This is a genomic window from Pedobacter sp. AK013, from assembly GCF_014205835.1.
Lineage (GTDB): Bacteria > Bacteroidota > Bacteroidia > Sphingobacteriales > Sphingobacteriaceae > Pedobacter.
The window spans coordinates 48,058-68,215 of sequence record NZ_JACHCQ010000007.1; the positions used below are offsets into that span (position 1 = coordinate 48,058).

Genomic DNA, 20,158 nt, shown 5'->3' on the forward strand with positions numbered 1-20,158 from the left:
CGCACAGACCACCTGGATTCTTAGAAAAGATTTATCCATTTCGTTGCACTTCAGGAAATGACGATATAGATTCATCTTCATTTCAATTGTGGAGAAATCCTCGATGTAATGTATAAAAACAAAATGGTCTGTGAGGACACAGACCATGGAACAGATTTTGTCACGTTGAGCCTGTCGAAACGCCTTAGACAGCATTATTGCAAGTCCTTCGACAGGCCCAGGATGACAGTTCTTATATCAATACATCCTCTTCATTGTAGGGTAATAATAACCAACTAATCATCATCGTCTTTTTTCTTCTTCTCGAGAATCACAAAAGCACTCCGCTTAGGCGCTGGCATTACCGATTGCTCACCTTTAACCGATTTCCATATCACTTCGTTCAGGTCTAAATCCGGTGCAGAATCTTCTTTGGCAAAATTAAAGAGCTCAGAACGTTTGCTGCTTTCGTTAACAGCCACATTCCTGGTATCTAAATCAATAAGCGGCTGAATTACATTGTAAGGTGTAAAATCTGGTGTAGCCGTAAAACATTCGTATAAAGGCTTAGCGGCAGCATCATACTGGCTCATTGGTGGCAGGCCTAAAATGAGTTCCATTGTTCTTAAAAAACCCGAAGTAGAATACATGGTATGAACAGCTGTATTCCGCTTTACATAAGGGCCAATTACATAAGCTGGCGAACGGTGTGCATCAACATGATCGGGGCCATTCTGTGCATCGTCTTCCAAAATAAAAACAACAGATTCTTTCCAGATTGGGCTGTGCGACAAATGCTCCAGAATACGACCAACAGCCAAGTCGTTATCGGCAACTGCAGCCTGTGGCGAGTATTTACCTTTTTTTTGCCCACTGGTATGATCGTTAGATATTCTTAAAGTATTAAATTGGGGCACACCCCCCGCAACTAATAACGAATCGAAATCGTGCTGCCAGGCATCAACCCTTACCTGGTCTTTAATGTCTAGATCAAACCCTGGTGATGCAGCGCACATATGGCCCTGCAACGATTTTATATTGGCCTTGCCATAATCTCCAAATTCGCCATAACTGCGGTAGCTTACGCCTGCCCGCTGGCAATAATCCCATATAAAACCATTTTTGGGATAAGTAACCGGGCGCCCCCCCTCAAAGGTGGTGCTTCCGCCACGTGCGCCATAGCTGGTTGGCCAGGTTTTCTCCACTACATCTGTAGCATAAGCGGCCATGCTCCAGTTGTGCCCATCGGCACTTACCTCTGCATCAACATAGAAATTATCGAGCAGTACATAATTTTCAGCAAAAGCATGCTGGTTAGGTGTAATTTTCCTGCCAAACAATGTTAATGTAGAATCGCCGTTTCCTTTTGGTATATCGCCAAGCACCTGATCGTAGGTTCTGTTTTCTTTAATAATATAAAAAACATGTTTAATGGGCGATTTTTCGTTCTGTTTGCGTGGAATAGGATTTCCAGCTTCACCATCGGCAGTTATTGCCCGCTTATCCGTAAAAGGTGTATTGGCATAAACCTGTTTGGTATATAATTTTAACTGCTCAGGTTTTGGTACATCAATAAAGGATAAAGTGCCTTTAAACAAGCCTGCAATATATTGTAGCCTGCTGTTGGCTGTACTTCCCATTTGGTAACCACTGTTATCTACCTTCGAGATGGGTTGTGGCCCCTTTGGGTTGGCCATAGAAGTATTGCCTTTGCCATTGGTAACCAAAATTTTATTGCCAACTACCTTAACACTTGTTGGGTACCAGCCTACCGGAATAAAACCCTGACTCTGGCTTACCCCTGGTTTACTTACATCAAAAACAGCCAAACAATTGTTATCGGCATTGGCAATGTACAAAGTTTTCTCGTTGGCACTTAATGCCAGTCCATTGGTGGTAGAACCTGTTAACTGCGTGGCATAAAGCGTGGTGGCAATGGTTTCGATTACCTTATTGTTTACAGTATTGATTACCGAAACCGTATTATCGTTGGCATTGGCTACAAATAAAATATTTCCTTTTTTATTAAGCAGAAGCTCATTTGGATGATCGCCAACTGGAATGCGCTGCAAAAGGCTTTCTGACGCCAGATCAACAACAGCTATAGATTTACCACCCCAGAGCGAAATATAAAGTTTGCTTTCATCTGCAGATAAAACACAGCTGTAGGCAATGGCAGGAAGCTGTATTTTTTTAATGATCTGCCTTTCAACCGGATTAATAATATACAAACTGCTGTCTTCTTTAGTTACAGTATATAATTTACTGTTATTTTTATTGACCACAATCCCTGCCGGACTTATTTTTCCTTTTGGCCAAACCGGACCAAGTTTAATGGTGTCGCTTTTTACAAACTTATCATTCTGGATATTAAAATCTAAAATCCAGTTGTCGTTACCACCTGATGCATAAAGGTGTTTTTCATCTTTACTAAAAGCAATTCCGTACCACGATTTGGCTAGCACCTTTTCGTCTATAATCCGTTCGGTTCTAGGATCGATAAGCTGCAGCGACTGTGTACTCTGACCGTTATTGGTTATAGCAAGGTACTTGCCCGAAACACTTAACTGCATATTTAAAGGCAGATCGCCCAATTGCAGGGAATGCCCCGCCGGACTTAATTTCCAACCATTGGGCAATAAAATTTGCTGGGTGCTTTCGTTTTTGCCAGGCCATTGTGCAAATCCTTTTTGGATGAACAGGAAGCCGAATAATATAAATAGGTATGATTTTTTCATTTTCTTAAATCAAAGAGCAGCTTTAGCGGTGAAGATTAAAATTAACAAGAGCCCTGATAGTATAGCCATTACCTGAGGCGACAGAACCGATTTCGCGTATCGCTGCAGGAGAAGTAACCTGGCTCCGCGTAGCGTAAAACACCGGCCCTCCGGAAATAGAGAACGAAAGTTTCGAATGGTTTGGTTCCAGATTGATTGATGGCCCGATCATTACCTTTGCGCCACCTTCTGCTTCATCCTTTTCCCAAAAGCCTTCTAAATCTTGTCCTAAGGCCTCGAAGCCAAGATATAAAACGTTAGTAACACGATGCTGATAACCAAAACTGCTAATAAAATCGAGCTTATCCCTGGTTTTATTAAAAGCTTTTTCGAAACGAAGGTTACCCGCCATTCTCCAGTTAGTCTGATCAAATGAAGCGGTAATACGGCTAATCGCCGAACCAACACTCGACCAATCTCTGCTTAAACCTAAACCTGCGCCTAACCTAAAACCAGTTATGCCTTTACCGCCCACTAAATCCCTGATCACTTCAGCCTGTTGCGCAGAGGTTACACCACCTGAATTTGCAAAACCAATTGCTGCTGTGGCATACAAGGTTAATCTGCTACCTAAATATCCTTTAACACCAAACTGTTGTCCTAAGCCATCATAACCGAATTGCCCATTGGTTCTTTCACCATAACTTCCTGAATAATGAATATTCCAACGGGGATTTTCTGCGGTTAAGGTGTTCAGCGAAAACATAAAGGGCTGAGCAGCATCAGTTCCCGTTTTGATTTCAGATGTGATCTCACTTATTTTCTGTGCTGCACAGTTTAAAACGGCACCAGCAAAAACGAGCATCAAAAATGTCTTTTTCATTTCTAAACTATCATTAAAATTTCGTTTCATTTAACAATGGCGATCCACTTGCATTTACCTGGTAAGTTTGGATCTTATCATTTTCATCTACCTCTACTATCCGGTAGCCTTTATAAGCTGTGCCCCAGTTTCCACCTATGTGCGCATCGAAAAAATGAGGGAGTTTATCTGTATAAAAAACAGCATCAAGACTGTGGTCGTGCCCATGGAATACTGCTTTTACATTTGGATAGCGATGTAGCAGCTTAATCGTATCCGGACATTCTACAAAAGGGCTTTCGGGCACCCAAAAATGAGGGGGGATATGCAATACTACAAACACCGTTTTTAAATCTTTGAACTTATCTAGTTCCTGCTTTAAAAAATCGTTGTTCGGGCACAGATAGGCGCCTTTGGTATCCGAAGTGTTGGCCAAAACAAAACCTACTCCATTTTTTTCGAAAGAAAAATTATCCTCATAGCCGAAAACCGATTTCCAGAGCGGGGTATCTGCATGGTCGTGGTTGCCGGGCACTGCATAAAAAGGAACTTTTAAACGGTCGTAATAATCTTTTTTTACTTCTTTCAGTAATTCAGGTCTGTCATGTACCAGATCGCCATTGATAATTACAAAATTCAACGGATTTTGATCATGTGCCTGGTTAAGCCATTTTACAATATTGTCGTGGTGAAGCTTATACTCCGTTCCGGGTTGCCCATAATGTCCATCGGAAGCAATGGCGAAACGCAATTTAGGTGCTTTGCCCGATCTGGCAAGTGCAGTGTGTTCTTCAGCAAATGAAGAAAGAACCGGAGAAATACTGGCCACTACAGCAGCAGCCAAACTATTTTTCAGAAAAAACCGTCTGTTAGACATAAGGATAAGATATGTTTTGTATCAAAGCCCAATATTAGCTTGATCAGGCTTCTTAAACATAAATTTAATGTTATGATTAGGTTAACTGAAGCATATCTATGTATCAATTTTATAACAGAGAGATGGCCTAGCGCGTTTCCCGCTGATCACGCAAATTCCGCTGATGATATTTATTGATCTGCGTTGTCACAGATCGAAATAAAAGGCCTGTGAAGGTACAGACCTTGGATAAGGTTAAAGAATAACAATAGCCTGTTTTACGACCAGATAAGCCGCTAGTGCAAATAAAAATATCGCAATTGATTTATTGATAATCAGGCTGCTCAAGGCAAATTTTTCCTGAATATAAGTGGCAAAATGTGCATACAGATAAAGTGCCAGAGAAGATCCTACTCCAGAGCCTAAACTAAAAATCACCAGCGATAAATAATCCGTTTCAATCCATTGGTGTAAAATAACATAGTTACCAAAAAACAACCAGAAAGGAATCTGAACCGGGTTTAACACCCCTAAAATTAATCCATACAAAACACTTCCGCTACGTTTATCCTCTTTTGCATTACTGGTTTTAGGCACTTTTTTGCGGTTTTTCCAGGTAATGGTTCCCATCACCAAAAACATCACAATCATAAAACAATCCACCAAAGTGCTTAAGCGAACTTCACTTACGGCCTCATTCGGATTAATATCACTCATGGCCCAGCGAGCAAAACGCATCATACCGAAAGTAAAAAACACTTCTACGCAGGAGAAAGATAAAATAAAATACCAAACCTGCCGCATGCCTTTATTAATAGCGAGCTGTGCAACGGTAAGGTTAATATTACCCGGGGGAATATAGCCCATGGCATTGAGAATGATGCCGATGAAAAACGTTAGAAAAAGCATTGCCGAAATTATGGATTTAAATTTAAATGCGCAGCCAAATATTTTCCGGTGTACGAATTTTCTACTTTAACCAGCTCTTCGGGTATACCTTCAAACACTACATTACCGCCACCATCACCACCTTCAGGACCAATATCGATCACCCAATCGGCACATTTAATCATATCCATATTGTGTTCAATCACCAAAATGGTATTGCCCTGTTCAATAAGTGTATTTAATGCTTTCAAGAGCTTTTTAATATCATGAAAATGCAGGCCGGTAGTTGGCTCATCGAAGATAAACAGCGTTTTATTGGCATTATTACCTTTAATTAAAAACGAAGCTAATTTAATACGTTGCGCCTCGCCGCCCGATAAGGTATTAGAAGATTGGCCTAAATGTACATAGCCCAAACCAACATCAACCAATGGATTTAATTTATGGAGTATCTTCTGCTCATCCTTAAAAAACTCAACCGCCTCTTCAATGGTCATATCCAAAATTTCAGATACGTTTTTCTCCTTGTAAGTTACATCTAAAACCTGTTGTTTAAAACGTTTACCATTACAGGCTTCGCAAGGCAGGTAAATATCGGCCATAAACTGCATTTCGATCTTTACTTCACCCTCACCCTGGCAAACATCGCAACGGCCACCCTCTACATTGAAAGAGAAAGCAGCTGGTTTTAAGCCCGCAGCTTTTGCTGATGCCAGACCCGAAAACAGCACCCGGATATCATCCCAGGCTTTAACATAGGTAACCGGATTAGAGCGGCTCGAACGGCCAATCGGGTTCTGATCAACCATTTCTACAGCACTTACCAGATCGTAGTTGCCAAAAATGCCATCATAAGCACCAGTTTGTTCGCCGGCATAGTTTCCTATTGCTTTTTGTAAAGCCGGATATAAAATCTTTTTAACCAAACTGGTTTTTCCAGAGCCCGAAACTCCACTTACTGCGGTAAATACCCCTAGCGGAAATTTAACATCTATATTTTGCAGGTTGTTTTCCCTAGCTCCTTTAATCAGAATATGGTCTTTCCATTTCCGTCGTTTCTCCGGAATGACAATTTTTTCTATTCCAGATAGGTACCTGCCTGTTAAACTATTTTTATCTTTTAAAATCTCCTCGTAATGACCACTAAAAACCAAATTACCACCATGGGTACCGGCCTCCGGACCAATATCGATAATGTAATCGGCTGCACGCATCATTTCCTCTTCGTGCTCTACCACCAAAACGGTATTGCCTACATTACGGAGCGAAATCAACACTTCAATCAGCTTGTTCGTATCGCGCGGGTGTAATCCGATACTTGGCTCATCCAAAACATAAATAGAGCCCACCAAACTACTTCCCAAAGAAGTTGCGAGGTTAATCCTTTGCGATTCTCCCCCCGATAAAGTATTCGATAAACGGTTTAAGGTAAGGTAACCTAAACCTACATTGTTTAAATATAGAAAACGGTTATCAATCTCAGCCAGCAAACGTTTGGCAATTTTGGCATCGTTGGTATTTAATTTCAGCTCTTTAAAGAAAACCAGGGCTTTGGCCAAAGGCATCAGCACCACATCAATAATCGATTTTTCAGCAATCTTTACATAAGAGGCATCTTTACGTAAACGCGAACCTTTACAATCAGGACAAGTAGTTTTGCCCCGGTAGCGCGATAGCATTACCCGGTACTGTATTTTATAGGTCTGCTCTTCCAGCTCTTTAAAAAAAGCATCTAAACCGGCAAAGTATTTATTTCCGGTCCAAAGTAACTGCTGTTCCGTTTCTGTTAAGGCGCTATAAGGCCTGTGGATCGGGAATTCGAATTTCGGGGCAGCTTTAATAAAATTCTGCAACCATACATTCATTTTTTCGCCGCGCCAAGGGGCAATAGCATTATCGTAAATACTTTTGCTCTTATCAGGAATAACCAGATCTTCATCAATACCGATTACGTTTCCATAACCTTCGCAGCGTTTACAGGCGCCATAAGGATTGTTAAAAGAGAAAAAATTTGGTGTAGGTGTTTCGAATTTTATTCCATCCAGTTCAAAACGGTCGCTAAAATGTTTCGTTTTACCCTGAGCCTCTACATAACAGTCGCCCTTACCTTCAAAAAAAGCAGTCTGTGCAGAATCGGCCAGTCTACTTAATGTTTCTTCTTCCTGGTTGGTTACAATACGATCAATCAGGATCTGAACGGTCTTATCATCTGTAAGTGCTGCATCTTTAAAATCAGCATCGTCTAAAACAGCTTCTATCTTTTCTATTTTATCATTGATCAGAACGCGTAAAAATCCTTTCTGTAATAAAATAGCCAGTTCTTCTTTAATCGTACGGTTGTTATGCGGATATAACGGGCAAAAAATCGTTACCGTTGTATCCTCAGGCATGGCATTTACATAATCTACCACCGAGCTTACCGAATCCTTTCTCACTTCTTTGCCCGAAACTGGCGAAATGGTTTTCCCTATACGCGAGAAAAGCAGTTTCAGATAATCGTAAATTTCAGTCGAGGTACCAACGGTAGAACGTGGGTTGGAAGTAATAACCTTTTGTTCGATGGCAATTGCCGGAGCAATACCTTTAATATAATCAACATCGGGTTTATTCATCCTGCCCATAAACTGACGGGCGTACGAAGATAAACTTTCTACATATCGGCGTTGCCCTTCTGCATATAAAGTATCAAATGCAAGTGAAGATTTCCCCGAACCAGACATACCTGTTACCACCACAAGTTTATTTTTTGGAATGGCAACATCGATGTTTTTTAGGTTGTGCACACGGGCACCTTTTATGATAATATTTTTATGTGGATCTTTTTCGGCCTCTTTTTTGCTCATGTATAGTAACGAATATAAATATATAACCCTACAATGTTGCTAGGGTTTTAAGAACATACAAAAATAGGGTACTGAGACGGTTAATTTATTTTTTAACATTTTATTTTTTGTTTTTTGATAAAAAAATAACTTTCTTTGAACATTAACAACCTCAAAACCAAACTAACACATATCAAAAAACATAGGAGAGCAGCTATAGAAATTAAACATCTACAAATTAATTTTTAGCAAATAGTACGGGATTTAGTGTAGGTAAACCTATGAATTTACAATCATATAATGATCAGGACCTGGTAAAGGTATATATTACCGGGAACGAGAATGGATTGCAGGAACTTTTAAGAAGACATAAAAGTAAAATTTATACCTCTATCTACTTATTGGTGAAAGACCAATATCTGGCGGAGGATATTTTTCAGGATGCTTTTATAAAAGTAATTAATACCCTGCGATCAGGAAGATATAACGAAGAAGGCAAATTTTTGCCTTGGGTAATGCGTATTGCGCATAACCTGGTTATCGATTATTTCAGAAAAGAAAAGAGAACACCCATCATTACCAGCTCTGATGGTATGGATGTATTCAATATGCTACACTTTTATGATGAGAGCGCAGAAGATAAAATGCTTCGCGATCAAACCCATAAAGATTTAAAAGCAATGATTCATTTATTGCCCGATGAGCAGAAAGAAGTGCTCCTCATGCGTCATTACGCCGATTTAAGCTTCAAAGAAATAGCAGATTTAACTGATGTAAGCATTAATACAGCATTGGGCCGTATGCGTTATGCCCTCAGTAATTTGCGTAAAATGCTTAAAACAAAAGAGATGACCTACAAAGGGTAGCAGAAATGTTACATATTTTTTTTTAGGGTTTGAAATAAAGCATCTGAACTACCGTTAAGTTAATAAAACTTATCACATTTAGTTGCTTATGACGAAAACCTCTACATCAAAAAACAATGTAAATTTATCTACACCCAACATGTTTCAGCCTAAAACTGATATTGAATCGGACGCAGAAATCGACTTATTTTATGATCAAATAAAAGGTAAGTTAGATAGACTGGCTAAAAATCCTCAAGATGAAACCATCAACAAGATTTTAGCTTACAGCCGAACAAAGTAGTAAATCTTACATGAGCCAAAAAGCTTGTTCCACAGGGTGGGACAAGCTTTTTTTTTAGAAAATGAAAGCGGTGAAATGGAGTATCTAGAGACTTTGGGGATCTTGCTTCACTTAACACCTAAACTATCAACCATTTTACGATCTACCTGAATCAAATAATTAAAAGTAAATGAAATAATTTTTCATTTTCTTTTATAGTGTTTAATTGTATTTCGTCATCGCGGGGAGGAACCACTAAGCAGTCTCTTTCGGCTGGCCTATAACACATAAACAATCGGATTTTGGTGATCAGGAAATGAGCGATCTGTGGTCCTTGGCAGTGTGCAGCCCCGCTTTCACTTATAGTCCTCGCTGCGCTCCGGGCTATTCCGCTCAATCTGGTTTAGGAACAGGGGCTTGCACTCCAGATGCGAAAAAGTATTTTAGTATAACCTGAATCCGATGGTATTTCGTCAATTGCGAGGAGGAACCACTAAGCACAATCTCTTTCGGCTGGCCTATAACACATAAACAATCGGATTTTGGTGATCAGGAAATGAGCGGTCTGTGGTCCTTGGCATTTTGCAGCCCCGCTTTCGCTTATAGTCCTCGCTGCGCTCCGGGCTATTCTGCTCAATCTGGTTTAGGAACAGGGGATTGCTCCATACAACGTAACAGGATTCGAGTGATTAGGAAATGAAGAAATTTAGCCGTGAATCTTCCCATAGCATATTCCACACTATATGCTACCCCACATTTCCCCTCACCTATAAATGGCCTAATTTTTACAAACCACTTCCAAAAAAAGCCCTACCTTTGCATAGTGTAATTTTAACACTAAGGGTATTATGAACAAGAACTTGCTCCCACTCACTTTAGGCGGTTTAGGCATCGGAATAACAGAATTTGTGATGATGGGCTTATTACCAGATATCTCAAAAGATTTAGCAGTAACCATCCCACAGGCCGGGCACTTAATATCTGCTTACGCTTTAGGCGTAGTAATTGGCGCCCCTTTGCTGATTATGATTGCAGGTAAATACCCGCCAAAAATGATATTGATTGCTTTGATGATGATGTTTACGGTTTTCAATGCTTTCTCTGCTTTTGCGCCAACTTTTAATACCCTGTTTATTGCCCGGTTGCTTTCGGGCTTACCACATGGCGCATTTTTTGGCGTCGGATCGGTAGTGGCTAGCAGAATAGCCGAAAAAGGAAAAGCAGCTCAAGCTGTATCGCTCATGTTTATGGGCTTAACCATTGCCAATATTGTGGGCGTACCATTGGGTACCTTTATTGGCCATAACTTTTCTTGGCGCATATCTTTTGCTGTTGTGGTACTTGTTGGCCTCGTTACTTTGTTAAGCTTAAAATTATGGCTACCAGCCCTAGAAGCCACAAAAAACCGCGATTTAAAAGCCGAACTAAGTTTCTTCAAAAAAAGAGAAGCATGGATCATCATTTTCATGATTTCGATCGGAACAGGTGGATTATTTACCTGGTACAGTTATATTGCCCCATTAATGACAGATGTTGCTGGTTTTTCGCCAAATGCTGTAACTTATATCCTAATGCTGGCCGGTTTAGGCATGATGTTCGGTAATTATATCGGTGGGCGTTTGGCCGATAAATTCTCTCCGGCAAAAGCATCTGCTGCTTTATTGCTCACTATGGTCGTTACCTTAACCATTGTGCACTTTGTATCCGCAAGTCAGCCATTAGCTTTAATTATGACCTTTGTTACCGGCGCGGTTGCTTTCTCATTGGCCGCTCCGATCCAAATGTTAATGATCCAGAGTGCCAAAGGCTCCGAAATGTTAGCCGCTTCAGCAAGTCAGGCGAGTTTTAATATCGGCAATGCGCTCGGTGCTTTCTTCGGTGGCCTTCCGTTGGTATATGGGTTCGATTATACCTCGCCCGCTTATGTTGGCGCTGCAATGGCACTGGTTGGCGCTTTCTTTGCATTTTGGCTCATTAAAAGCAATCAGGGGGTAACAGAAGAGGTTAAAGTAGCAGCTACTTCTTTTCATTAAAGCAATGGTTGAATTTTGTAGAAAATGAAAGTAGGTGCAATTAAAAATGTTCAGTCCTGCTGTTTGCTGTAGTCCCTCCTGAAGTCGGGAGCTGCCGCGCCCATCAGGTTTATTATTAAAGGCCGGTACTGTTAACAAAACCCACCTTACTAAAACTCACAGGTTAAAAAGAATGATCGAGTAGACCTACCCGATCATTCAAATCAGCAATAATGGTACAGTATTTCATGATATTTAATTAGGATGAAAACGACTGATTTATCTGGCTGCCCCCATCTTCCTAAGTAACCTTAAGTGCGATTGGATTCCACCCCAATAACTGGTAGAATTTGGCTTTATCCCTTTTTCGTGAAGCATTTCATACAATATTTTGCTGATCTGCGGATAATATACATGATGGTAGTGTGGAAATAAATGATGGGCAATGTGGTTGTTAAATCCACCCAGAATAAAGTTTGCCGTTTTACTGAAAGGGTGCATATCGTTCGAACTCCTGATCTGGTTCATTAACCAGGAGGCATTAATATAGCCCTGCGCATCAGCTTTCGGATACTGTGTTTCCTCTACGTGGTGGGTCATAAAAAATGTAAACAGCAGAAACAGCGATTGGCTTAAATGCATCATCAAAAAACCAAACATTACGATGTACCAGGGCTGGACAGAAAAAAGCAAAGGTAGCGCCAGCAACAAACTCGTGTAGATCAGTTTCTGCAACACAAAAGACAGGTAATATTTAAAGTTCTTTTTAACCGCATAACCATCATCACTAAAGAGAATCACAAAATCTTTGATAAAAATCCAGAACAGTGAGTAGGCAGTATAAGCCAATGGAGCGTACAAGTGCTGGTAAGCGTGAAACCAATAATGTTTGCTGCCCGGCACTACACGGATCAACTTCGAAATTTTAAGGTCCGAATCATAGCCTTCTACATTTGGCGCATAATGATGTGAATTAACATGGCGCAGTTTCCATGCCTCGGCATGTGCACCAACCAACGTATATATGGCTACGAAGCAGATATGGTTAAGCGGCCTGCTTTTAAAAATGGTATGATGAGAAAAATCGTGCGAAAAATTAAAGGCAAAGAGCAATGCAATAAAACCATATCCCATAAAACAGCCTACAAAACCAATTGGATTAGCAATACGGTACAAAGCTAAATAGGCCAAAAGCGTGAGCAAGAAATACACCACGAATTTAGCCGCAATTATCCGCATAAAAGCAAATTTATTAGCCACCACTTCTTGGCTTACCCGCTTGTATATCGCTTTTAGCAACTGACTATCAGCCGCTACATGAATGTGCCTATCCCTCATATCGCATCGGAATTAAGTGTTCACTTCTCCCCATCATTTTCAAAAACCTGAAATGTGAGGCCAGCGATTCGCCGTACGACATTTCCATATAAGTAAGCTGATGTTTTTGGGCAAGTGCTTTAAAAATTGGAATTATTTTGAGGTAATGTACATGGCAAACATTTGGCAGCAAATGGTGTACAGCATGGGCATTAAAACCACCCAATGTCCAGTTTAGAAATTTACTTTCGGCATGATAATCTATAGAAGTAAGCAACTGCAATTTCGGCCAGCTCATATTCAATTCATGATCTTTATCAGGCACCGGATGTGATACATAATCTGACAAATGTGCAACGCCTAATACCGCTACAAACAGCAGGGAAATAATAAAATGGTTCAACAGGAAAGCCATCAGCACTACTGTCCAGCCGAAAGGCAACAGATAAATAGGTATAACGATCATATAACCGATATACAAGAGTTTATAGATGACCAGCTTTACCGCTTCGATGCGGGGAATCTCCACCTTAATGGTACGACTCGATAAATTGAACAACATCAGGGTTTCCCTAAAAAAGAACCAGTTGATAGAATAAAAAAGATACAGAAACGGCGCATATATAAACTGATACCGATGGTACCATTGCAAAGGCTGCGATTCGGTCATCCTAAACAGGGGATTATTCAGCACATCAATGTCGCTACCTTCTATATTGGTGTATAAATGGTGTGATTCGTTATGGTTCTTGCCCCACACATATGCATTGTTGCCCTGTAAGTTAAAACTCAGCGAAAACAACAACCGGTTCCAGAACTTACTTTTAACCGCTACACCATGGGCAGCATCGTGCGAAACATTAAAAGCAGTTAATAAAACCGAAAGTCCCATCAGCAGGTAAAAAGCGTAAAATGCGAGTACCGAATCGCTGGCAATCATTAAAGCATAAAATAGTATGTCTAAACCGAAGTAAAGGAAGATCTTGAAAAACATTTTTGCATTTCCGGTTTTCTTCAAACCATTTTGCACAAAATACTGTTCTATTTGCTCATTTAATTCTTTATAGAATGCTGAGCCTTCATCTTTTATAAATCTTAATTTGTTCATGTCGAGATTTACTAATTCTTTTAAAATGATAGGTGGCTTGAGCCACCATTAAACAGCAGCTTATCCTTTAAAGTTCCAATTTATAAGAGGTAGTTTCCTTTTTTGGTTGGTGTTCCATAAACCTATCTGTACCCCTTTTAGGTCTTTGCTTTCGTTAAATAGTGCAACCTGCATACCACGGCTTTTTACTGCCTTGTTGCCTAATAACCCAAGCTGAATGCCATTGTAGTAAACTGCACTATTACCAATACCCATTTGCATTCCATTTCCTTTATGAACATCGTTAAACGCCGAGAGCTGAAGGCCATTTTGTTTTTCAACTACAATGCAAAGAATTGAAATAGAAATCCCATTCATTGCATATAGGTATTGGCCGATGGCCCCAAGCGTTACCCCATTAACTATACAATCATCACCAATTGTACCTGAGCCTGAAAGATTCAAACCATTAATCATCTCGGTAAACCTTACATCCTTCAAGGGAATAAGATCTTCTTCTTTGTACACAGGTCCATGTGGCGCAAGTGGCAACAACAACCCTGTACCTATGGCTTCCAATCTCAGCCCATTGGTTATTACATTCGTATCTTTTTCCGATAATCCAGTAAAAATACCATAGGAAATCCCTGTTATTCTTACGTTTGATTGATGAAAGGTTCCTACTGGAAAATGATTTTCCCTGATTTGACTGTTCACTTTTACTGCAAGCAAAAGAGCGATCTGCGTTATGAGCATAATTTTACTTTTCATGATGTTTTGGATTAAGTTCATAAACCAAATATCAAGAGTAAAAAAAGAACTAATTATTCTTTAAAATTATATTATATCAAATAAATAACTTATAAGATATATTACTATAAATAATACACCCTTAAAAACTAATTACTAATAGCTTATTTTAAGTAAAAAACCTATTAGATGGTATATTTTCACTAAATTCAACTATAAAATTAATCTTTATGGATAATCAGCAAGTATTATTTTTTCAGGCCATCAGGGTTGCACTGCCCGAATACCAGAACCTGGCACTGAGTGTAGCTGAAGAGTTAGGGATAAGTACCAATGAGGCCTATAAGAAAATCAGGGGCGATAGCAACCTTACTTTCCAACAAATCATCAAGCTTTCTGATAGTTTCGATGTGCCGTTTCTGTACAATCCAAAACAATCGTTATCTGTTACTTTTAGTTATTTAAACGTAAATGAAGATTTAGATATGATTGGCTATCTCCGAAATTTATTAGACAATATAAAAGCCATCAAAAACAGCAATAAGAAACACATCACCATTACAACAGACGATATTCCTTTATTTCATTTTTTCAAGTACCCTGAACTCACCAGCTTTAAACTTTTCTTCTGGGCAAATAGCGCCAGTAATCCCGAAATGCCGTTCAGCGCTTCCTTTCTATCCGATGAGATTATTAAAATTTCGCAAGAGCTGCATACAACTTATCTGGAAATACCCAGTACCGAAATATGGTCTAAAGATACGGTAACAGGCACACTCGAACAGATCAGGTATGCATTCGAAGCCGGGCACCTTACCGATACCGAACTGGCCGTGAAAATTGTTGAACAGGTAAGGTATTGCCTTACAGATATGAATATGTATGCCATTAGCAGTAAAAAAACCATCGACCCGAGCCATACTTTTAACTGGTATAATTGCGATGTACTGGGAAGCATCGCTTACCTGGTCGATTTTAAAGACCGTATGGCCTGTTACAACAGGTTTAATACGTTCAATTATTTAAGAACCGAAGACCAGGCTTACTGCAAACAGACCAAACAATGGATGCAGGGCCTGATTATGAAATCGGTTTCTTTTAGCGGTCAGGGAGAAAAACACCGCAATAAATATCTGTATAATGCCTTTGCCGAATGCGATAAGTTGTTGAGGGAGATTACTAATAGTTAGATTAATAATTAAGCCTGCGCCAAAGCACATATCGCTATCATAATGTGCAGAAATACCCATGCATTTAGCGGTAATAAATTTAAGTCGGCCCATAAATTCTTTATCACCATTTACCAAAAATGTTTATATAATTATTGCTTTACAGTTGGGCCAAGCTACCGGTGGTAGATTAATCGATCCGCCACGCAACTATGAACTTTCAAAACCAATGACTATTGAACCAATGAGCATTTTATCTCTTATATTTGCACATGCTTAAAAAAGAACGCTACAAACTTTTTGTAGAACATTTTTCGGCCAAGCAGCCTGATGCAGAAACCGAGTTACATTATAATAACCCTTATCAGCTTTTAGTAGCGGTAATTCTTTCTGCACAGTGTACCGATAAAAGGGTAAATATGGTAACCCCTGCCCTTTTTCAGCGCTTTCCTAATGCCAAAGCTTTAGCCGAAGCTACGCCCGATATTGTTTTCGACTATATCAGAAGCATCAGTTACCCCAATAATAAGGCAAAACACCTGGTTGGCATGGCCAATATTTTACTTAACGAATTTAACGATGTGGTACCTTCGGGGATCGACGACTTACAGAAAATGCCAGGTGTGGGCCGTAAAACCGCTAATGTAATTGCCTCAGTCATTTACAATGCACCAGCAATGGCGGTTGATACCCATGTTTTCCGTGTGGCCAACCGTTTAGGGCTAACCAATGGCAAAACCCCATTGGCGGTTGAAAAGGATTTAGTTAAAAACCTTCCTGAACACGATATCCACATTGCACACCACTGGCTTATTCTGCACGGACGTTACGTTTGCGTGGCCAGAAGCCCTAAATGCGATGTTTGTGAAATTACTTACATGTGCAGGTACTTCGAACGTTTAACTGCCCAAAACGAAAGAGATAAATTAAAAGCTTAAAAATTATTTTCGCTTTACTATTGACATTAGCTAAAAAACATTTACCTTAGCTAAATATATTAGCATTATAAATATCAACATTTAAGCATATTAGCCGATAATCAATTATATTTACGCCATCAATGAAAAAAGAAATGAGCACTGCAAATCCAGATAAATTAAAAGCCCTACAACTTACTTTAGACAAACTAGAGAAATCTTACGGTAAAGGTACCATCATGAAACTTGGCGACACTGCCGTTGAACCAATAGATTTTATTTCTACGGGATCAATCAGTTTAGATATTGCCTTAGGTATTGGCGGTATTCCGAAAGGCCGTGTTATTGAAATTTATGGGCCAGAATCTTCTGGTAAAACCACTTTGGCTACACATATTATTGCCGAAGCACAGAAAAAAGGCGGTATTGCTGCTTTTATCGATGCAGAGCATGCTTTTGATCAGTTTTATGCAAAGAAACTAGGTGTAGATACAGATAACCTTTTAATCTCTCAACCAGATAATGGTGAGCAGGCATTAGAAATTGCCGATAACCTGATCCGTTCTGGCGCTATAGACGTAATTGTAATCGACTCTGTTGCGGCTTTGGTTCCTAAAAGTGAAATTGAAGGCGAAATGGGTGATAGTAAAATGGGTTTACATGCCCGTTTAATGAGCCAGGCCTTACGTAAATTAACCGGAACGATTTCTAAAACCGGCTGTTGCTGTATTTTCATTAACCAGTTACGTGATAAAATTGGGGTAATGTTTGGCAACCCTGAAACCACAACCGGTGGTAATGCTTTAAAATTTTATGCTTCGGTACGTTTAGATATCCGTCGTATTTCACAGATTAAAGATTCTGACGAAGTTTCTGGTAACCGTGTTAAAGTAAAAATTGTTAAAAATAAAGTAGCCCCTCCTTTCCGTATCGCAGAATTTGATGTGATGTTTGGTGAAGGTATTTCTAAAAATGGTGAGATTATCGACTTAGGAGTTGATTTTGGTATCATCAAAAAAGCAGGATCATGGTTCTCTTACGGAGATACCAAACTCGGCCAAGGTAGAGATGCCGTAAAACAATTGTTAAGCGACAATCCTGAACTTGCAGAAGAACTGGAAATTAAAATCAAAGCCGAAGTTACAGGCGAACACCTGGCAGAAAAATAAGCCTGATCAATAGCTGTTGAACATAAAAAAAGCGTCCCGATTTTAAACCGGGACGCTTTTCTATTTTAAATCTGAGTTAATAACTAACCGAAATACCAAAGTTTACCGAAGTACCTCTTCCTTTCGAATAAAAACCTGGTTGCATAAACCATTGTGCTCTTGCCGGAAAGTAATCCTGATTAAAAATATTGTCGATGCCCAAAGTAAGCTTGGTATTCTTTTTAACCTGGTAAATCCCTGCGAAGCTGAATAAATGATAAGCTTTTACTGCGCCTTCATTTCCATTATATACGCCACTGGTATTTTTCACAAACCTGTTACGTGAATTGATGCCTGTATAATTCAGGGTCAGATCCAATACTTTTAATGGACTATACGTTACCGAGGCCGTAACTTTTGGGGCAGAAATGCGGCGTCCGTTAAGGTAAAGATCTACTTCATCATTAAATTTACCATTTTTATCAATATCGCGTTTCCCTTCCGTATAACTATAACTGCCCGACAAACTTAAAACATCTGCCAAACGGTAATCTGCAGCAACTTCAAAGCCATAAATTTTTTCAGGATTTCTGGCAGTATTGAACAAACCGGTAGCAGGATCATAAACCACTTCAATGCCCAGCTTTGAGGTACTGATATAAGCAGAAGCAGATAAGGTTAATCCCGCAATCCTGCTCTCGAACCCTGCCTCATAATTATTAACTTTTACGGCATCCGTATTAATCTTGTCGATGCTGTTCACTTTTGCATCACGTAAGGCAAGACCTATATCCATTACTGAAAAGCCTTGAGAGAAACTCACAAAAGGACTGAAAATATTAAACTGATTATACCTTAAACCTGCGTTAAAAAGATAGGTACTGTATTTTAAATTTCCTCCGGTTACATCAAAAGACGGGGTAATGGTGGCATTGTTGGCTCCTGTAGTTCTTAACGTGCGGTAATCGTCAACTGCTATATTTACATTTTCGTAACGCAAACCTGTTTTAAATACAAGCTTGCTTAAAATATTAAAATCAGCCTGTGCAAAAGGTGCCGTATTGGTCATATCCATTGTTGGTACCCACACCCTGCCATCAACCAGCGGCTGCGAAGTTTTATCTTTCATGAAATCAGTACCATAGGCCAGGTTTATTTTCAAAAAATTAACATTCAGGACTGGGGTTTCAAAAAACAAACGTGCTCCCTTTTTATCATTCTTGGCAAGCGACTGGCCATCGCCGCCATCAAAACGCCCTAACGAAACATAAAATACGTCTTTACGGGTTTCGTAATAAACATCTGCGTTTAAACTCGAATGGAGAAAAGTGCTATCTATTTTATACGATAGATTTAAATTGTGGTTATAATCAATCCCGGTCGGAATGCCAAGTGGTTTTCCCAATACACCTGTAGCTTTCTGCCCGGTTGCCAGATTACCGTTTACCAAGGTAAAATTACTGTTCTGCAAACTGCTGTAAGTATTATAGGTAAGCTGTATCCGTTGATTTTTGGCAGGCACATAACCTAATTTGGCGAATGCATTATAAGTGTCTGTTTCGCCTAAGCTATAGTTAGGTCCAACGATATCGCCTTTTGCGTCTTTATATTCGCCGGTTTGCTCATACATTCCGCTCACTACATAATCAAACCTACCTAGCTTCCCATAAAACATCTGGTTAATTCTTCCCCCTTCGGAGTTTTTAACTTTCACCAGCGATCCGTTTAAATTAATCTGAGTCTTACCGGCAAATTTTGCAGCAGTATCGGGAACCATGGTGATATAATTTACCAAACCGCCTGCAGCACCATTGCCGTAAATAGCAGTTGCTCCTTTTACCACTTCAATGCGTTCGAGTACTGATGGATCAATTGATCTCAGGTCTACCTCTGCATTTCTTAATGGCGAAGATTGCGAAACCCCATCTATCATCACCAGCATCGGGCGGCCACGTAAGTTCTGTCCAACATTATTACCGGTTTGGGCCGTTGGTGCAAAACCAGGAACCTGATTGGCCAGGATAGCGCTCAAATCGGGCGTAATGGCAATTTCTTTCTCGAGCTTTTTCTTATTTACAATACTTACCGAAGTGGTAATATTTTTAATATCCTCAGGTTTTCTTGAAGTAGAAATCACCACATCATCAAGGGTGTTGGCAACAGCTTCAAGTTCGATATTGAAGGTCGTATCGTTTTTTATTGATGGAATATGCTGTGTAAATGTTTTGTAACCAACAGCGTTTACACTGATATTAAAAGGAACACCGCTTTTTATATACAAAGAATAATAACCTTTGCTATCTGCCTGGACTTTCTGACCAAACATCGATATGCTTGTATAAGGAATTTCGCTTTTTTTGCCTTTAACATGTCCTTCTATCTTAACATTTTGTGCACGCACGATAAGAAAATTAAAGGTAAAGACAATAATAATCAGTATAAGTTTTTTCATCTATCTTAAATTTTGGCAAAGATAGAAAAACAAACACTAAATAGAATAAGTCTA

15 protein-coding genes are annotated in these 20,158 nt (G+C 39.7%); 6 read left to right on the plus strand and 9 right to left on the minus strand.

Annotated elements, in window-relative coordinates:
* Positions 1-275: 275 nt before the first annotated feature.
* From HDC90_RS06780 to uvrA, 5 genes are all read right to left on the minus strand, one after another.
* Positions 276-2,717, minus strand: coding sequence for a bifunctional YncE family protein/alkaline phosphatase family protein (locus HDC90_RS06780; protein ID WP_184465166.1), 2,442 nt, complete (start codon positions 2,715-2,717; stop codon positions 276-278).
* Between the two features lie 22 nt (positions 2,718-2,739).
* A complete protein-coding gene (locus tag HDC90_RS06785) occupies positions 2,740-3,579 on the minus strand; it encodes a hypothetical protein (protein ID WP_184465168.1) in 840 nt (279 codons plus the stop codon).
* A 13-nt stretch (positions 3,580-3,592) separates the two neighbouring features.
* Positions 3,593-4,435 carry a metallophosphoesterase gene (locus tag HDC90_RS06790; protein ID WP_184465170.1) on the minus strand — a complete coding sequence of 281 codons (843 nt, stop codon included), beginning with the start codon at positions 4,433-4,435 and terminating at the stop codon, positions 3,593-3,595.
* Between the two features lie 234 nt (positions 4,436-4,669).
* A complete protein-coding gene (locus HDC90_RS06795) occupies positions 4,670-5,323 on the minus strand; it encodes a LysE family transporter (protein WP_184465172.1) in 654 nt (217 codons plus the stop codon).
* A gap of 8 nt (positions 5,324-5,331) precedes the next feature.
* Positions 5,332-8,145: an excinuclease ABC subunit UvrA gene (gene uvrA, locus HDC90_RS06800; protein WP_184465174.1), complete on the minus strand. Its 2,814-nt coding sequence runs from the start codon at positions 8,143-8,145 to the stop codon at positions 5,332-5,334.
* Positions 8,146-8,405: 260 nt separating this feature from the next.
* Here uvrA and HDC90_RS06805 point away from each other — a divergent pair, with 260 nt between their 5' ends.
* The 3 genes from HDC90_RS06805 (at position 8,406) to HDC90_RS06815 (ending at position 11,285) form a co-directional block, all read left to right on the plus strand.
* Complete coding sequence (locus HDC90_RS06805; protein ID WP_184465176.1) at positions 8,406-8,990, plus strand: RNA polymerase sigma factor; 585 nt, start codon at positions 8,406-8,408, stop codon at positions 8,988-8,990.
* A gap of 88 nt (positions 8,991-9,078) precedes the next feature.
* The gene (locus HDC90_RS06810; protein ID WP_167292886.1) at positions 9,079-9,273 is read left to right on the plus strand and encodes a hypothetical protein; all 195 of its coding nucleotides are present in this window, start codon (positions 9,079-9,081) and stop codon (positions 9,271-9,273) included.
* Between the two features lie 827 nt (positions 9,274-10,100).
* Positions 10,101-11,285 carry an MFS transporter gene (locus HDC90_RS06815; protein WP_184465178.1) on the plus strand — a complete coding sequence of 395 codons (1,185 nt, stop codon included), beginning with the start codon at positions 10,101-10,103 and terminating at the stop codon, positions 11,283-11,285.
* Between the two features lie 258 nt (positions 11,286-11,543).
* On the opposite strand, the gene HDC90_RS06820 is transcribed toward HDC90_RS06815, so the two are convergent.
* Genes HDC90_RS06820 through HDC90_RS06830 form a run of 3 tightly spaced genes read right to left on the minus strand, consistent with a single transcriptional unit; the run spans position 11,544 to position 14,439 of the window.
* Positions 11,544-12,602, minus strand: coding sequence for a fatty acid desaturase (locus HDC90_RS06820; RefSeq protein WP_184465180.1), 1,059 nt, complete (start codon positions 12,600-12,602; stop codon positions 11,544-11,546).
* On the minus strand, positions 12,592-13,689 hold the full coding sequence (locus tag HDC90_RS06825; protein WP_184465182.1) for an acyl-CoA desaturase: 1,098 nt from the start codon (positions 13,687-13,689) through the stop codon (positions 12,592-12,594). The genes HDC90_RS06820 and HDC90_RS06825 overlap by 11 nt, the downstream gene beginning before the upstream one ends.
* A 60-nt stretch (positions 13,690-13,749) precedes the next feature.
* Entirely contained in the window at positions 13,750-14,439 is a 690-nt protein-coding gene (locus HDC90_RS06830) for an LA_2272 family surface repeat-containing protein (RefSeq protein ID WP_184465184.1), read from the minus strand.
* A gap of 209 nt (positions 14,440-14,648) precedes the next feature.
* Between HDC90_RS06830 and HDC90_RS06835 the strand changes: the two genes are divergently transcribed.
* The 3 genes from HDC90_RS06835 (at position 14,649) to recA (ending at position 17,673) form a co-directional block, all read left to right on the plus strand.
* Positions 14,649-15,608 (plus strand): hypothetical protein, encoded by a 960-nt coding sequence (locus tag HDC90_RS06835; RefSeq protein ID WP_184465186.1) that lies wholly within the window; start codon positions 14,649-14,651, stop codon positions 15,606-15,608.
* A gap of 251 nt (positions 15,609-15,859) precedes the next feature.
* Positions 15,860-16,525: an endonuclease III gene (gene nth / locus HDC90_RS06840; protein WP_029280284.1), complete on the plus strand. Its 666-nt coding sequence runs from the start codon at positions 15,860-15,862 to the stop codon at positions 16,523-16,525.
* A 134-nt stretch (positions 16,526-16,659) separates the two neighbouring features.
* Complete coding sequence (gene recA / locus HDC90_RS06845; protein WP_184465310.1) at positions 16,660-17,673, plus strand: recombinase RecA; 1,014 nt, start codon at positions 16,660-16,662, stop codon at positions 17,671-17,673.
* A 76-nt stretch (positions 17,674-17,749) separates the two neighbouring features.
* Here the strand turns inward: recA and HDC90_RS06850 are convergent, their stop codons facing one another.
* Positions 17,750-20,104, minus strand: a complete 2,355-nt coding sequence (locus HDC90_RS06850; protein WP_184465188.1) for a TonB-dependent receptor — start codon at positions 20,102-20,104, stop codon at positions 17,750-17,752.
* Positions 20,105-20,158 lie beyond the last annotated feature (54 nt).

Excerpts from the sequence above, each read along its gene's own strand:
- HDC90_RS06780 (WP_184465166.1), bottom strand. The coding sequence starts at position 2,717 with ATGAAAAAATCATACCTATTTATATTATTCGGCTTCCTGTTCATCCAA.
- HDC90_RS06785 (WP_184465168.1), bottom strand. The coding sequence starts at position 3,579 with ATGAAAAAGACATTTTTGATGCTCGTTTTTGCTGGTGCCGTTTTAAAC.
- HDC90_RS06790 (WP_184465170.1), bottom strand. The coding sequence starts at position 4,435 with ATGTCTAACAGACGGTTTTTTCTGAAAAATAGTTTGGCTGCTGCTGTA.
- HDC90_RS06795 (WP_184465172.1), bottom strand. The coding sequence starts at position 5,323 with ATGCTTTTTCTAACGTTTTTCATCGGCATCATTCTCAATGCCATGGGC.
- uvrA (WP_184465174.1), bottom strand. The coding sequence starts at position 8,145 with ATGAGCAAAAAAGAGGCCGAAAAAGATCCACATAAAAATATTATCATA.
- HDC90_RS06805 (WP_184465176.1), top strand. The coding sequence starts at position 8,406 with ATGAATTTACAATCATATAATGATCAGGACCTGGTAAAGGTATATATT.
- HDC90_RS06810 (WP_167292886.1), top strand. The coding sequence starts at position 9,079 with ATGACGAAAACCTCTACATCAAAAAACAATGTAAATTTATCTACACCC.
- HDC90_RS06815 (WP_184465178.1), top strand. The coding sequence starts at position 10,101 with ATGAACAAGAACTTGCTCCCACTCACTTTAGGCGGTTTAGGCATCGGA.
- HDC90_RS06820 (WP_184465180.1), bottom strand. The coding sequence starts at position 12,602 with ATGAGGGATAGGCACATTCATGTAGCGGCTGATAGTCAGTTGCTAAAA.
- HDC90_RS06825 (WP_184465182.1), bottom strand. The coding sequence starts at position 13,689 with ATGAACAAATTAAGATTTATAAAAGATGAAGGCTCAGCATTCTATAAA.
- HDC90_RS06830 (WP_184465184.1), bottom strand. The coding sequence starts at position 14,439 with ATGAAAAGTAAAATTATGCTCATAACGCAGATCGCTCTTTTGCTTGCA.
- HDC90_RS06835 (WP_184465186.1), top strand. The coding sequence starts at position 14,649 with ATGGATAATCAGCAAGTATTATTTTTTCAGGCCATCAGGGTTGCACTG.
- nth (WP_029280284.1), top strand. The coding sequence starts at position 15,860 with ATGCTTAAAAAAGAACGCTACAAACTTTTTGTAGAACATTTTTCGGCC.
- recA (WP_184465310.1), top strand. The coding sequence starts at position 16,660 with ATGAGCACTGCAAATCCAGATAAATTAAAAGCCCTACAACTTACTTTA.
- HDC90_RS06850 (WP_184465188.1), bottom strand. The coding sequence starts at position 20,104 with ATGAAAAAACTTATACTGATTATTATTGTCTTTACCTTTAATTTTCTT.